Source organism: Granulicella aggregans, from assembly GCF_025685565.1.
Classification (GTDB): domain Bacteria; phylum Acidobacteriota; class Terriglobia; order Terriglobales; family Acidobacteriaceae; genus Edaphobacter; species Edaphobacter aggregans_B.
Window position 1 is genome coordinate 507,165 of record NZ_JAGSYE010000002.1, and the last position, 12,514, is coordinate 519,678.

A 12,514-nucleotide genomic window follows, 5' to 3' on the forward strand; every position below is an offset into this window, starting at 1 on the left:
ATGCAACCACCTTCTCACGATGCGACGAACTCAGATCTCCAGCGCCGTTGATCTTCTTCGTTATGAGCTTGAGCCATCTGGCTCTCGCATCGATACGGAATGCGGAGTTTCACAGCCATTCGGACCAGGTCTGCCACGGATTCCGCAACCATCTTGCGCATGACCTGGCTCCGGTGGATCTGCAGGGTCACCTTGCTGATGCCCAGGAGCACCGCCGCCCGCTGGTTGAGTACGCCGCCGACGACGAGGGGAAGCACTTCGCGCTCACGTGGAGTCAGCAGCAAAAGGCGCCCCTTCAGTCTCGCCAGTTCTTCTTCCTTCTGCCGTATCTTCCGGTGCTGCACAAATGCCAGCCGGACAGCGGGCAATAAAGAGTCTGGATCCAGCGGCTTCTCGAAGAACTCCATCGCTCCTGCTCTCATAGCGGAGACGGCATTCGGAACGTCCGGGGAGCCGCTGAGAAATATGACCGGTGGTCCGGCCTGCTCCTTTAGTTGGCGGAGCAGTTCGAGGCTGCAGATGTCTCGCAAGTGGAAGTCGACAATCAGGCACGCGGAGCCATCATGCCTGCCGTGTCTCAGGTACTCACAAGCGGACCCAAAGCCGACCGCTTCAAATCCATGAAAACGGAGAAGTGCAATCAGTGACTCGCGAAAGTCTAACGCCTCGTCAATCACGTAGACCACTTCCTGGGCTTCTCTGGAAGGCAACTGCTTTGGGCTGGGGAACTTTGCGAACGCCGCGAGGGCAACAGGCTCCAAACGGGACTTGAGTGCAATGGGCTGCATGGAGAGACCGTCCTTTTGAGAGATTCGAGTGTGCAGGGCGGACGCTCTGTAGGTACCACCACCCGCTTCCGGTACGTTGCTTGCTACTCTGCGGTAAGACCGAAGGGACCGCATCACGAGATGCAGTATTTTTTCGTTACCACTCTGGGCTTGGCGGTGCATACTTCTTTCGAGGTAGGCAGCGCTCCAAACGCCACTGTCGCCAATTGCGCCATTCTGCCAGCGGTTGCTCTTTGCCTCGGCTGAAGATATACAGGATGCTCAAACAAACATCGGAGAACTCAGGTGGCGGGTGCAACGAATACCAACACGCGACGTTCCTGTCTTCCGCCTAAGCGTTCCACAAGCGCGACAGGGACCCTGATGCTCGCTCTGCTTCTAGGGGCGTGTCGGCAGTCTGCACCCGAACCCGTCACGCTGAGTTATTTCCGCCTCGGATGGTCGCAACCCGATGAGCTGCCGACCGCGGAACCGCTATCCCAGCGCTTCACTCGGGAGACCGGCATCCGCCTCAAGAATCTTCCGGTTCCGGAGAATACGCTCGATCAGCTCGACCTCTCGCGCAGGCTACTGGAAGGTGATGGATCAGGCCCCGACGTTGTAAACGTAGATATGATCTGGTCCGGCGTGCTCGAAAAAGATCTTGTCGACCTTAAGCCGTACTCTTCAGCCGAGATCGCCTCGATCGCGCCGTCGCTGGTGTCAAGCTACCGGGTGGATCAAAAGCTGGTGGCGATTCCCTACCAGGTCCAGGTGGGGACCTTGGAGTATCGCGCCGATCTCCTCCGCGAATATGGATACACCCACCCTCCCGCAACCTGGGACGAACTCGAGCAGATGGCGGAACGAATCCAGCGCGGCGAACGAGCCAAAGGCAATAAAGACTTCTGGGGATACGTGTGGCAGGGAGCGGACGCCGAAGCGCTAACCTGCAACGCTCTGGAGTGGCAGGCATCTGAAGGCGGCGGTCGCATCATCGAGGACGACCGGACGATCAGCGTCAACAATCCGGCGGCAATTCGATCCTGGCAGCGGGCGAGGCGTTGGATCGGGCGCATCTCGCCGCCAAGCGTGGTCGCATTTCGAGAACTCGACTCAATCAACGCTTTCGACTCAGGAAAGGCGGCGTTCAACCGCGTCTGGGGAGGAACCACTATCACGCGTGGGGGCCAGCATCGCCAGTTCCACGGCAGGCCCTCGCCGTTCGAGACGAAGAACGCTTATGCCGTCATGCCGGGAGGAGCGGCGGGGTCGGCAGGCACGCTAGGGGGCTCGGGGCTTGCGGTCTCGCAATATTCGGCCCATGTTCCGGAGGCGATCAGGTTTGTCCAGTTTCTGATCCGGGCACAGATCGAGTCGAACCTGGCGGAAGACCGCGCTTTCGTCGACACACCGCAGGTTCAGGTGGATAGTCGGTCGTCCGGTTCCGGAAAGTCGGCCCAAAATGCGAGTGGAGTTGTGAATCGCCCGTCGAGTGTCGTCGGCAACAAGTACGAGGACATCAGCCGGGCTTACATCTCCGCCGTACACTCCGTGCTGACTGGAGACAAAGCCGCGCCTGAAGCGGCCGCCGACCTGGAGAAGGAACTGGTCAGGATGACAGGTTTCAGAACTGGACCTCCGAAGGCAACGGACTAGCAAAGTCGTAAGCGGTGTAGCCGCTTTTCCAGCGAGATCGAATGAAATCAACAGACCTCAATCGCTTCATCGTCGGTCCCCGGCTCGCGCTCACCTTTGCCGTGCTGATTGCGTTGATCGTGGGCGGCAACGGTCTGCTGCTATGGCAGTTCCACATAGCTCGTGAACAGACCGATCGCCTGAACGCCGTAAGCCAGCAAGTCATTTCGGTTCTGCGACTGCAGGATAGTCTGCGGTCGTTTCATCAGCAACTGGATGAGATTGCGAAGACCCAGAACGCCCGGCGTCTTACCGTCGAGATCGCGCCCTTGCGCAAGAGTCTCCTCATCGAGACGCAGCAAACCAGGGACGTGGTCACAAGCTTTCCACCGGACATCAAGGTCGATCCGGCCTTTCTCCCCACTCTGGAGGCGATTGATGTCACGCTTCCCTCGCAACTCGATGCGATCACCGCTCTGGCTACGAAGGGCGATTGGGAAGCGGTTCGCCGGCGGTTGGCGAATGAGTTGAAGCCGCTCGAGACACAAACCTCCGTCCTGATCAAGAGCATGGACCAGGAGGTGAGCGCCGAGTTGGCGCAAGCGGTTGCGAGGATGAACGGGGTACAGCGCAGGATTCTCTTCATCGTGCCGGCCACCGCCATCGTGACGTTGTCCATCGCTGGCTTTCTGGGTTGGGCCATTACGCGCAGGATCATCCTGCTGCGTCTGGAAGAGCGGATCGAGGAACGTACCCGGATAGCCCGCGAGCTGCACGACACGCTGCTGCAGGGAGTGATTAGCGCGTCGATGCAGCTTCATATTGCGGTGGACAGTCTGCCGGTAGATTCTCCCTCTCGGCCGGCGTTTGCCCGAATCCTGCAGCTTACCGGGCAGGTGATCGACGACGGACGGAACGCCGTGCGAGGCTTCCGCGCGACGGACATAGAGTCCCATGAGCTGGCCGGGGCGCTTTCGAGGGTTCCGCAAGAGCTGAATTTTCAAGACGAGACCGACTTCCGAGTGATTATCGAAGGCCACCCGCAGCCATTGCATCCGGTGATCCGCGACGAGGTATACGCGATCAGTCGAGAGGCGCTGGTCAACGCTCTCCGTCATTCCAAGGCAGCCCACATCAGAATTGACCTGGAATACTCAACCGGCCAGTTGCGCGTGCTGGTGCGCGACGATGGCTGCGGGATCGATACGGCGGTGCAAGCGACAGGCCGCGACGGGCACTGGGGACTCTCTGGCATGCGCGAGCGGGCACATCGAATCGGGGGTAAACTCAAGGTTCTCAGCCGGGTCGGAGCAGGCACCGAGGTAGAACTTAGAGTGCCCGGGGAGATCGCCTTCGAGTCGCACTCCACCTCGGCATCAAGATGGCTTGGTGGAATCTACCGGCGCTTTGCAGCCACAACAGTAAATCCAGACAACCGTTGAGCAGGATCGATGCCTTTGCCTGAGCCAATTCGTATCTTCTGCGTGGACGATCATCCTTTGATGCGTGAAGGAATCGCAGCCGTCATTCGGAGCCAGCCAGACATGCATCTTGTGGGGGAAGCCTCCAGCGGCCGCGAGTCGATTCAGCGGTTTTCAGAGGCGTCACCCAATGTGACGCTGATGGATCTGCGTTTACCGGACATGAGCGGTATCGACGCAATGATCGCAATCCGCTCCGAGTTTCCGGGAGCCTACGTCATCATCCTCACCACATTTGACGGCGACGTTGAAATCAGGCGTGCTCTTCGGGCTGGGGCTCGCGCTTATTTGCTCAAGAGCATGAATCCCAGCGAGATGGTGGAGATCATTCGGCAGGTTCACCAAGGCAAGAAGCGAATCGTTTCAGAGATTGCTGAACAACTTGCACAATATTATGCAGACGAGGTCCTGACGCCGCGCGAGGTTGAGGTGCTGAGTCAGCTTGCGGGCGGCAATCGCAACCGCGACATCGCTGAAAAGCTCTTCATCACCGAGGAGACGGTCAAGGTACACGTCAAACACATCATGGAAAAACTTGGAGCTTCAGACCGGACCCAGGCCGTCGCGATCGGTCTCCGCAGAGGGATGATTCAGCTGTGAGACGCATCCGCACGAACGGATCTGATACCTGAATAGTGGTACATGAAGACTCCGATTCCTGGGGATTCGCTTTCGAGCTGGAGCGCTTAGTCTTCTGCTAAGCGTGGGTGGTCGCTTCTCTTACATGTTCTCCGCATATCCTGACGGTTGGCCCGGGTTAGGGCTTCTTCTCCTCCGAGCGGCGGCCGGGAGTGTGCTGGTGGTTCAAGGGATCACGTTCTACCGGGAGGAGCATAGACTTGGGATCTCGATCCTGACAGTGATTGTGGTCACGGTAGTCGTCGGGGTTCTTCTATGCGTCGGACTCCTCACGCGCTTCGCAACGGCGGTGGCGGCATCGGGGACGATTGGCTCGATGTTTGGCTGGCTGCCTGCCCCTAGGGCAGGAGTGTTCGAGACTCGCTCCACTCTGATTCTGGGACTTGTGATCGCAGCAGCAGTTGCTTCAGTTGGCCCGGGAGCCTTCTCCGTCGATGCGAGGCTCTTCGGGCGAAGAGAGGTCATCATTCCGAAGAGCCACGATGACACCCGAGTTTAGGCCGAGCGCTACCCTGGACTTCGCTTACCCGACTTCGTGGCGACGGATGGGCAGGTCGGGGACGAGATCAGACTTGCGCAGGCCACCGTCGACGAACAATCCAATTCCATTGATGTAGGAGCTGTCATCCGAAGCCAGAAACACCGCGACGCTCGCGATTTCTTCCGCATCTCCTACCCTTCCTAGAGGGATATCTCTTGCGAAGCCGTCAAGCAGCGACTGCTCTTGACCCGCTGGAGCAAGACCGAGTAGGCCTGGAGTCTTCGTGGCACCCGGACTCAGTACGTTCAAGCGAATCTTCCTGCCACGCAGATCCAAGATCCAGGAGCGGACGAAGTTGCGGATCGCCGCCTTCGTTGCACTGTAAACGCTGAAGGCTGGTGTCCGGGTGACCGACGTCTTAGAACCTGTGAGGATGATGAAGCCGCCCTCTCCCATGAGCGGAAGAGCCTTCTGTACTGTAAAGAGAACTCCCTTCACATTGGCAGCAAACGTCTTGTCGAAGTGCTCTTCAGAGATTTCGCCGAGCGGACTGAACTCGCCTCCGCCCGCATTCGCAAAGACGATATCACCGCGCCCAGCCTCATCTTTGACCAGCTTATAGAGCCGATCAAGATCCGCCACTATACTGACGTCGCCTTCAAATGCAGTGACTTGATCACCTATATCGCGCACCGCTCGCTCCAGATCGTTCTGTTGCCGCCTGTAACTACTGCGATCTTGCCATCTAGTTTTCCCATGCTCTTCTCCTTGCTCGTGTTGATACGGAGTGGCTATGCAACGGTCAAACCTGGACTGTCGCTCCTCGTCAAGCTTTTAGCTGCTGCTCTTCATCGACTGGCAGGGCTTCCGATTAAGGCTCTGACTTCGTCGGGGGAGAAGGGACCGTGAACCTGACCGTCTCACTGGTGATGACCCTGTGAGTTGGATCAGCGAGTTCAACCAGAACCTTATGGGGGCCGGGGTTGAGCCCAACGAGGATGATCGTCTCTCCACTCGCATCGACGAAGTGCCACGGCGCATCGTCCACCGTGATGTGAATATGCCCAATGCGCGGCGACACCGAGAGCGCACCTTTGCCAAAGACCGGTACCACCCGCAGGTTCTCCGTTCTGTATTGGATAAAGACTCGTCCGGCAGCCAGCGGCTCGGCCAGCGGTGGATCGACGATCAGCCGGGGCGGCGCTTCATTCTCAAGGGCGACAAGAGGAGACGCGCCGCGAACCTCTCGCGCACTCTGAGCATAAGTACTACCGGGGGCGACGGTGCAAATAGCCGCACCGGCCATAAGTGCGATTTGAGCTTGAGTATTCACGACACAACCTTTCGAATAAGAGATCTCTTTCGAAACAAACTAGACTCCCCTGTAGACCAGCCAGGTAAAGAGATCCGGCGAGATAAACCCATTGCCCCACTTCGAGTCGAATGAGGCCGATGGTTTACTCGCGATGACCTCCTTCGCGGAAGCCCCGGAACCTTTTAGCGCAGCGACTTTCCCACGCACCTCTGCCAGCATCTGCTCGAACGCGAGGACATCAGCGCGGCCACCGGCAGGACCGTGGCCTCCGACGACGATCGTGGAAGGACCTATGAGCGCCAGCGTCTCTCGACAAGCCTCGATCATCCCGTCGATGTTCCCGCCGCTGTTGTAGTCGATGAAGGGATAGAACCTGCTGAAGAAGCTGTCGCCAGCGTGCAGCACATCCGCATCGCGAAGGAAGACGGATATATCTGTGTCCGTATGGGCGGGGGTGTAACGTGTGAGGGTGATCTCTTGCCCGTTGGCCTGCAACGTCCTGGTGTGATCAAACGTAATCGTCGGCAACGCACCCGAAGGGCTCGGCGGATAGACACCCTCGAACTCCGGGATGAACTGCCTGTGCCGCATCCGGTAGAGTGTCTTCTCGTGGGCGAAGATGGTCGCGCCAGCCTCATGCATCCACGCGTTGCCGTCCGTATGGTCGAAGTGCCAGTGAGTATTGATGAGATACCGCAGCGGCCCGGAAGAGATCGACTGAAGTGCTCTCGACATCTGCGCCTTCGATGTCGCAAGACCATTGTCGATCACAAGCGTTCCATCAGATCCTGGCAGCACGAGAACGTTTCCTCCGGAGCCTGAGACAAGCGAAACGTTGTTGCGGAGAGGCTCAATCGTCAGCTTCGCCAGCCTGCCAGCCGCACGCATCTGCGCGGTGGTGATACTCGCTTCCTGAGCGGACGCCTCATGGTTGCCAGCGAACACAAATGTAGCCGTAGTTCCGAGGGATGAAGCGATAAACCTGCGTCGCGTTTGCATAGGGCTTGTCCTCTCTAGCTAGCCTGAACTCTTGAGCTGGGGCTATGTACGACTACAGCGCCTCACAATCATGTCTCGCCATGATGGGAGGCCTCGAAGCACGGAAGACATCTCACCTGTCGCTCGCGCTCTGGCGGCGCAATGCGGTCTTGGCGGAGTCGGCGAGCGTAACCACCGCGGCGGCCAGCATAATGACGTCCTTGATAATCAAGCGGCCAGCACCTGAGAGATAGGGGAAGCCGTGATTGGCATCGCCGAGAGCTGGCACCCAAGCTTCAGGGGTGGTGATCAGAAACGACAGCGTGGTACACGCCATCAGGATGAGCAGCCCGCTGCCCAATGCCGAGATCTCGGGCCAAAGGGGATAGAGAGCGATCAACAGGCCGATGCTAATGATGACGGCTCCGAGGCCATGCGAAAACGTGTAAGTACCGTTTTCCTTATGCCATTCGCGATGCTGAAGGTTCAGCTCGCCTTCCCTGTTCATGTGGGTTCGATACTCCGCAGGTTGGTGATAGAGAAAGCTCATCGCTGGGCTGTTCGCCACGAGGGGAACGATGCTGTCAGCTTCGTAGTCCACGAACTTAAGGCCACCAATCCAGACAAGCACGATGACCAAAGCGACTCGCAACATGGCCATGGCCACGCGGTCAAGCCTGGAGGCGACGGACAGAGCCGCCCAGGTCCACTTGCGAAGCATCGATCGGTTGTCATACTGCAACGTGTCATTCACGGAACTCTCCTCCGAGGTGAAAGGGTTGTCGCTCGTCTTACGATTTGAGGAACGCGAGAAGGTCTGCGTTGACCTCGTCGGCATGGGTAACGCTCATCCCGTGCGGAGCGCCGGTGTACACCTTCAGCGTGGCATTCTTGATGGTCTTCGAACTCAGGAGGGCGGAGTCAGCGATTGGCACGATCTGGTCCTGATCGCCATGAAGGATCAGCGTCGGAACTTCGATCTTCTTCAGGTCTTCCGTCAGGTCCGTCTCGGAGAAAGCCTTTATGCACTCGTATGTTCCAATCACGGAAGCCTGCATCGATTGCAACCAGAAGAAGTCGCGAACTCCCTGCGAGACCTTCGCGTCGGGCCTGTTGTATCCGTAGAAGGGCAGGCTGAGTTCCTTCATGAACTGCGAACGATCCGCAACGACACCGGCGCGAATTTCGTCGAAGACAGTGATGGGTAAGCCGCCCGGATTCTTCTCTGACTTGAGCATCACCGGTGGTATGGCGCCTATCAATACGAGCTTCGAGAGCCGCTTGTTGCCATGGCGGCCCACATATCGCGTTACTTCACCACCGCCCGTGGAGTGCCCGACGAGCATGACCCCTCTAAGATCGAGTGCTTCGATCAGCTCCGCAAGATCATCGGCGTAGGTGTCGAGGTTGTTGCCGCCCCACGACTGCCCCGAGCGTCCATGACCGCGGCGATCGTGGGCGATCACGCGGTATCCCTGCTGCCCCAGGTAAAGCATCTGTGCATCCCAGGCATCCGCACTGAGCGGCCATCCGTGTGAGAAGACGACTGGCTTGCCCGTCCCCCAGTCCTTGAAGTAAATCTTTGTTCCGTCCTTCGTCGTGATCGTATCCATCTTCGTTCCTCCTTGTTTGTGTGCGAACTTCCTGATCGCAGGTTGTGGTTGAGAAAAAGTTCTGAAAGCAGGAGGCGCGAAGACAATCCTGTGGCACAGGATGTCTAGGCCTCTTTCGAGTGGGAGTATCTCGTTTAGCATTTCAATGCCTTTGAATACCTTCGCTGCGTTTGCGCGAATACCCACAAAAAGCCCAGCTTGACCGCCGTTACGAATAAGAGAGTGAGAAAAAGGTTGATCATGATTGACCTGCCCTTCCTTCTCTTGTGGCGGATCGTCCCGTAGGGCCGCCGCAGAGATGGGTCATAGTCGCCGTTCGATTCCGTGCGCTAAGAATTTGGTTTGTGGACGAGTAGCCCGCCGTCATCGCGAGCACGATAAGAGCCCCTGGAATCGCCGATGGGCTGCCAACCGGCACCTGGAAGTATCGGCAACCTACTCCAACAGCGAAGCTAATGAGAAGGCCGATCGTGAGTTTCATGCGCTGTCTCCGAATACAAGACAAACACTAACTGGCCATCGCACGCGTCGCTATCATGTCTTTGCATGGTGTCTTCAGAAGGTCGCTAAGACCGCTGCGAGCCGTTAGCCCGCCACACCTTCAAAGGTCGAGCTCGATCTTCGACGCCGGTGTCGCGCAACAGATGAGAACGTCACCCTCTCCCGGCCGATCGAGTGGCTCCGGATCATACTTCACGCTGCCACTGATCGTCCCGGTCTGGCAGTTGTGGCAGACGCCCACGCGGCAGGACCATCGCACTGGAACATCGCAGGCTTCGGCGAACTCGAGCAGGCTTCCGAATTGAGCGCTCCACGGAACCGTAAGACCACTTCGAGTGAACGACACTGCCGGCCCTGAACCGGGCTCTCCTTCGGGCGGGTGTGGCGTCTTCGTTGGAGCATCTGCAATCCCCGGTGTCATCGCGGGCCCTGAACCAAAGGCCTCGGAGTGGATATGGCTGCCGGGAACCTCCCACGCCTCTAGGGCGGCGAACATATCTTCAAGAAACCCCGCAGGCCCGCAGAGATAGAAATCTGCCACCTGAGGTACACCAAGCTTCCGCAAGGAAGAGAGCGTCAGATGTCCGGCTGCGTCATAGTCCACGCCGAGCTTGTCCCGCTCTTCCGGCGCACTATAGGCAACGAACGATCGGCTCTTTGGATGGTGCTTCAGAGCATCCCGCACCTCGTCGGCAAAGGGGTGTTCTCGGCCATTGCGAGCGCCATAGCACCACCAGATCTCACGCTCGGAATCATCGCTCCTCACAAGTTCATGCAGCATGGAGAGCACCGGCGTCGCTCCGATCCCCGCGCTGAGCAGCACGACGGGACGGTCGCTCTCAGCCAGCGTGAAGCTGCCTCGCGGGGCGCTGACCTGCAGTGAATCGCCATAGTTGACGCTGTCGTGGAAGTACTGACTTCCCGGCCCGCTATCGCGTTTCACGCTGATGCGGTAAGTCCCAGCGCCCGGAGCGCCGGACATCGAATAGCTCCGTACTATCGGCGAGGGATAGCTCTGCGGCTGAATGCTGAAGACAAGGAACTGGCCAGCCAGAGCGGTCGGCAACGGGCTGCGGTCCTCTGCCTCCAGCACAAAGGACCGCACGTGGTCACTCTCACTTCGCACCTCCGCAACGCGCAGCGCTCGAAAGCCGCTCCACGCAGGACGCGGTGTCACGGCAGCAAGTCCAGCATTGCCAACCTGATCGCCGGCCTCAAGCAAAGCGCTTAGAGACCCCTTCCAACCCTCGCTCAGAGAAGGAACTCGTAAGGCTCGTTCTAGTTGATCGCGAGGATGGCTGGGCAGGTAAAGCAGCGCATCCATCTCGGCTACTGTGACATGCTCCGGCCCATCAGCAACCTTGACGATCCCGTCTCCTGCGCCAATCTCGCCTTCCTCGAGGACGCGGCAATAAAATCCCGGTCTCCCATGTGAGACCAGCAACGCCGGCATCCGTGGGTCATTCATCCTGATACCGACGCGGTAGCAGGTCACTCTTGGCTGCGTCACTTCGAAGAGAGCCGCGCCAATTCGATAGCGATCTCCGATGCAGACTTCACTATCCGCTAGGCCGTCGACGGTAAGGTTTTCTCCGAACTGCCCGTATTCAAAGTCGTCCCGGTGAAGGTGTTCTTCCCAGTGACGGTAAGAGTCAACCTGGTAGACCATCACAGCGCGGTGCTCACCGCCATGGCCCGCGAGATCCCCTTGGCCGTCACCATCGAGATTGAGTCGCCGCGCCATGACCCGTCCTGGCACAGATCGCTTCCACACCGCGGTACGGACTACCTTCCCTTGCCACAGGACATCCTGCGGAAGTCCGACGTTCACTGAGACGAGCGAGCCCATACCTAGCCTCCCGTCCATGAAGATACATCGATGCCCCCGTAGCGCCAGTCATGCCTTTCTATGAATTTTTGACCGACGCAAGTAATGGAAGAACATAATACCGGCCGCGGCCCTTCAGAACTAGGATCGGTTTGTCGATGCGAGCTACCCATGGACAAGGGAGCTCCGAACATCAACAAACTCATCTTCAGGAGCGGTACGATGACCGACGATATACCAAATACTTCACGGCGCCGCTTTCTCACTGTCGCCAGTGCCTCGACCGCCGCGGCGCTCTTCGCAACCCCTAAGCTCGTTGCTGAAGAAACTGATGGGATGTTGGTCGACACTCCAGCAATCGCGCCGACATCCTTGCGACTGAGTCCCAGCGACACAGCCGCGGTCTTTATCGATCCGCAGAACGATGTGTTGAGCGAAACCGGCAAGGCATGGGAGGCGGTCCGCGAAAGCCTCAAGGAAAACAACACCATCTCGAACATGGAACGCATCTTCAAAGCAGCGAAGGCTCATGGGTTCGAGGTCTTCATATCCCCTCACTACTTCTTTCCGGAAGACAAGGGCTGGAAGTTCAACGGCCCGCTCGAAGCCGACGAAGCCAGGACAGACCTGTTCGCTCGCAAAGGTCGCCTGACGCTTGCTGAGTTCAAGAACTCCGGCGCAGATTGGCTCGATCGCTTCAAACCCTATATCGAGGACGGCAAGACAATCGTGGTTTCTCCACATCGAGTGTGGGGTCCGCAGACGAACGACCTTGTCCTGCAACTACGCAAGCGCAGGATCAGCAAGATCATCCTCGGTGGCATGCTGGCCAATATGTGCGTCGAGTCGCACCTGAGAGAGTTCCTGGAGCAGGGCTTCGAAGTCGCGGTCGTGAAAGATGCAACGGCCGGCCCACGACACCCCACCTGGGGAAATGGCTATACAGCCGCAATGATCAACTATGCGTTTCTCGCCCATGCGGTTCTGACTACCGACGAGACGGTCAGGGCCATGGAACGTGGCTGACATTGGCGGAGGACGAAGGAATAAGGTTCGCGTATGAAGATGCTGCTCTATCTGGCTGGAATGTTTATCGACACCTTCGGCATCACTCATCCTTCAGAGGAAGCACGGTATCGAGCTGCACGCTACATAGCGTTCCTGCTGCTTCTTACATTCCTGTTGCTTTGCACGGTGATCGCCGTCGCGGTGCATCTCCTGCACGAATAGAGCCCGCAACGCATGAGGTCGACTTACGCAATCGTTGTTCTGT

14 protein-coding genes are annotated in these 12,514 nt (G+C 58.2%); 6 read left to right on the forward strand and 8 right to left on the reverse strand.

Annotated features, from left to right (window positions below; genetic code table 11):
* Nucleotides 1-14: 14 nt before the first annotated feature.
* Nucleotides 15-788 (reverse strand): response regulator transcription factor, encoded by a 774-nt coding sequence (locus tag OHL18_RS11635; RefSeq protein WP_263375020.1) that lies wholly within the window; start codon nt 786-788, stop codon nt 15-17.
* 285 nt (nt 789-1,073) lie between these two features.
* On the opposite strand from OHL18_RS11635, the gene OHL18_RS11640 reads away from it, so the two are divergent.
* The 4 genes from OHL18_RS11640 (at nt 1,074) to OHL18_RS11655 (ending at nt 5,024) form a co-directional block, all read left to right on the forward strand.
* Nucleotides 1,074-2,426 carry an extracellular solute-binding protein gene (locus tag OHL18_RS11640; RefSeq protein WP_263375021.1) on the forward strand — a complete coding sequence of 451 codons (1,353 nt, stop codon included), beginning with the start codon at nt 1,074-1,076 and terminating at the stop codon, nt 2,424-2,426.
* 41 nt (nt 2,427-2,467) lie between these two features.
* A complete protein-coding gene (locus OHL18_RS11645; protein WP_263375022.1) occupies nt 2,468-3,847 on the forward strand; it encodes an ATP-binding protein in 1,380 nt (459 codons plus the stop codon).
* Between the two features lie 9 nt (nt 3,848-3,856).
* Nucleotides 3,857-4,486 carry a response regulator gene (locus tag OHL18_RS11650; protein WP_263375023.1) on the forward strand — a complete coding sequence of 210 codons (630 nt, stop codon included), beginning with the start codon at nt 3,857-3,859 and terminating at the stop codon, nt 4,484-4,486.
* A 199-nt stretch (nt 4,487-4,685) separates the two neighbouring features.
* Complete coding sequence (locus tag OHL18_RS11655; RefSeq protein ID WP_263375024.1) at nt 4,686-5,024, forward strand: TQO small subunit DoxD; 339 nt, start codon at nt 4,686-4,688, stop codon at nt 5,022-5,024.
* A 24-nt stretch (nt 5,025-5,048) separates the two neighbouring features.
* Here the strand turns inward: OHL18_RS11655 and OHL18_RS11660 are convergent, their stop codons facing one another.
* From OHL18_RS11660 to OHL18_RS11685, 7 genes are all read right to left on the reverse strand, one after another.
* The gene (locus OHL18_RS11660) at nt 5,049-5,699 is read right to left on the reverse strand and encodes an SDR family NAD(P)-dependent oxidoreductase (protein ID WP_263375025.1); all 651 of its coding nucleotides are present in this window, start codon (nt 5,697-5,699) and stop codon (nt 5,049-5,051) included.
* A gap of 178 nt (nt 5,700-5,877) precedes the next feature.
* Complete coding sequence (locus OHL18_RS11665) at nt 5,878-6,339, reverse strand: DUF6130 family protein (protein WP_263375026.1); 462 nt, start codon at nt 6,337-6,339, stop codon at nt 5,878-5,880.
* Between the two features lie 39 nt (nt 6,340-6,378).
* A complete protein-coding gene (locus tag OHL18_RS11670) occupies nt 6,379-7,320 on the reverse strand; it encodes an MBL fold metallo-hydrolase (protein ID WP_263375027.1) in 942 nt (313 codons plus the stop codon).
* Nucleotides 7,321-7,432: 112 nt separating this feature from the next.
* Nucleotides 7,433-8,053 (reverse strand): YkgB family protein, encoded by a 621-nt coding sequence (locus OHL18_RS11675; RefSeq protein WP_263375028.1) that lies wholly within the window; start codon nt 8,051-8,053, stop codon nt 7,433-7,435.
* 37 nt (nt 8,054-8,090) lie between these two features.
* The gene (locus OHL18_RS11680; RefSeq protein ID WP_263375029.1) at nt 8,091-8,912 is read right to left on the reverse strand and encodes an alpha/beta fold hydrolase; all 822 of its coding nucleotides are present in this window, start codon (nt 8,910-8,912) and stop codon (nt 8,091-8,093) included.
* A gap of 238 nt (nt 8,913-9,150) precedes the next feature.
* Nucleotides 9,151-9,393, reverse strand: coding sequence for a DUF1427 family protein (locus tag OHL18_RS23305; protein ID WP_396274396.1), 243 nt, complete (start codon nt 9,391-9,393; stop codon nt 9,151-9,153).
* 120 nt (nt 9,394-9,513) lie between these two features.
* Nucleotides 9,514-11,262 (reverse strand): MOSC and FAD-binding oxidoreductase domain-containing protein, encoded by a 1,749-nt coding sequence (locus tag OHL18_RS11685; RefSeq protein WP_263375030.1) that lies wholly within the window; start codon nt 11,260-11,262, stop codon nt 9,514-9,516.
* A gap of 201 nt (nt 11,263-11,463) precedes the next feature.
* On the opposite strand from OHL18_RS11685, the gene OHL18_RS11690 reads away from it, so the two are divergent.
* Nucleotides 11,464-12,267: a cysteine hydrolase gene (locus OHL18_RS11690; RefSeq protein WP_263375031.1), complete on the forward strand. Its 804-nt coding sequence runs from the start codon at nt 11,464-11,466 to the stop codon at nt 12,265-12,267.
* A gap of 33 nt (nt 12,268-12,300) precedes the next feature.
* Complete coding sequence (locus OHL18_RS11695) at nt 12,301-12,471, forward strand: hypothetical protein (protein WP_263375032.1); 171 nt, start codon at nt 12,301-12,303, stop codon at nt 12,469-12,471.
* Nucleotides 12,472-12,514: the final 43 nt, after the last annotated feature.

Coding starts and splice junctions, on each gene's coding strand:
- OHL18_RS11635 (WP_263375020.1), bottom strand. CDS start 788: ATGCAGCCCATTGCACTCAAGTCCCGTTTGGAGCCTGTTGCCCTCGCG.
- OHL18_RS11645 (WP_263375022.1), top strand. CDS start 2,468: ATGAAATCAACAGACCTCAATCGCTTCATCGTCGGTCCCCGGCTCGCG.
- OHL18_RS11650 (WP_263375023.1), top strand. CDS start 3,857: ATGCCTTTGCCTGAGCCAATTCGTATCTTCTGCGTGGACGATCATCCT.
- OHL18_RS11670 (WP_263375027.1), bottom strand. CDS start 7,320: ATGCAAACGCGACGCAGGTTTATCGCTTCATCCCTCGGAACTACGGCT.
- OHL18_RS11680 (WP_263375029.1), bottom strand. CDS start 8,912: ATGGATACGATCACGACGAAGGACGGAACAAAGATTTACTTCAAGGAC.
- OHL18_RS23305 (WP_396274396.1), bottom strand. CDS start 9,393: ATGAAACTCACGATCGGCCTTCTCATTAGCTTCGCTGTTGGAGTAGGT.
- OHL18_RS11685 (WP_263375030.1), bottom strand. CDS start 11,262: ATGGGCTCGCTCGTCTCAGTGAACGTCGGACTTCCGCAGGATGTCCTG.
- OHL18_RS11690 (WP_263375031.1), top strand. CDS start 11,464: ATGACCGACGATATACCAAATACTTCACGGCGCCGCTTTCTCACTGTC.
- OHL18_RS11695 (WP_263375032.1), top strand. CDS start 12,301: ATGAAGATGCTGCTCTATCTGGCTGGAATGTTTATCGACACCTTCGGC.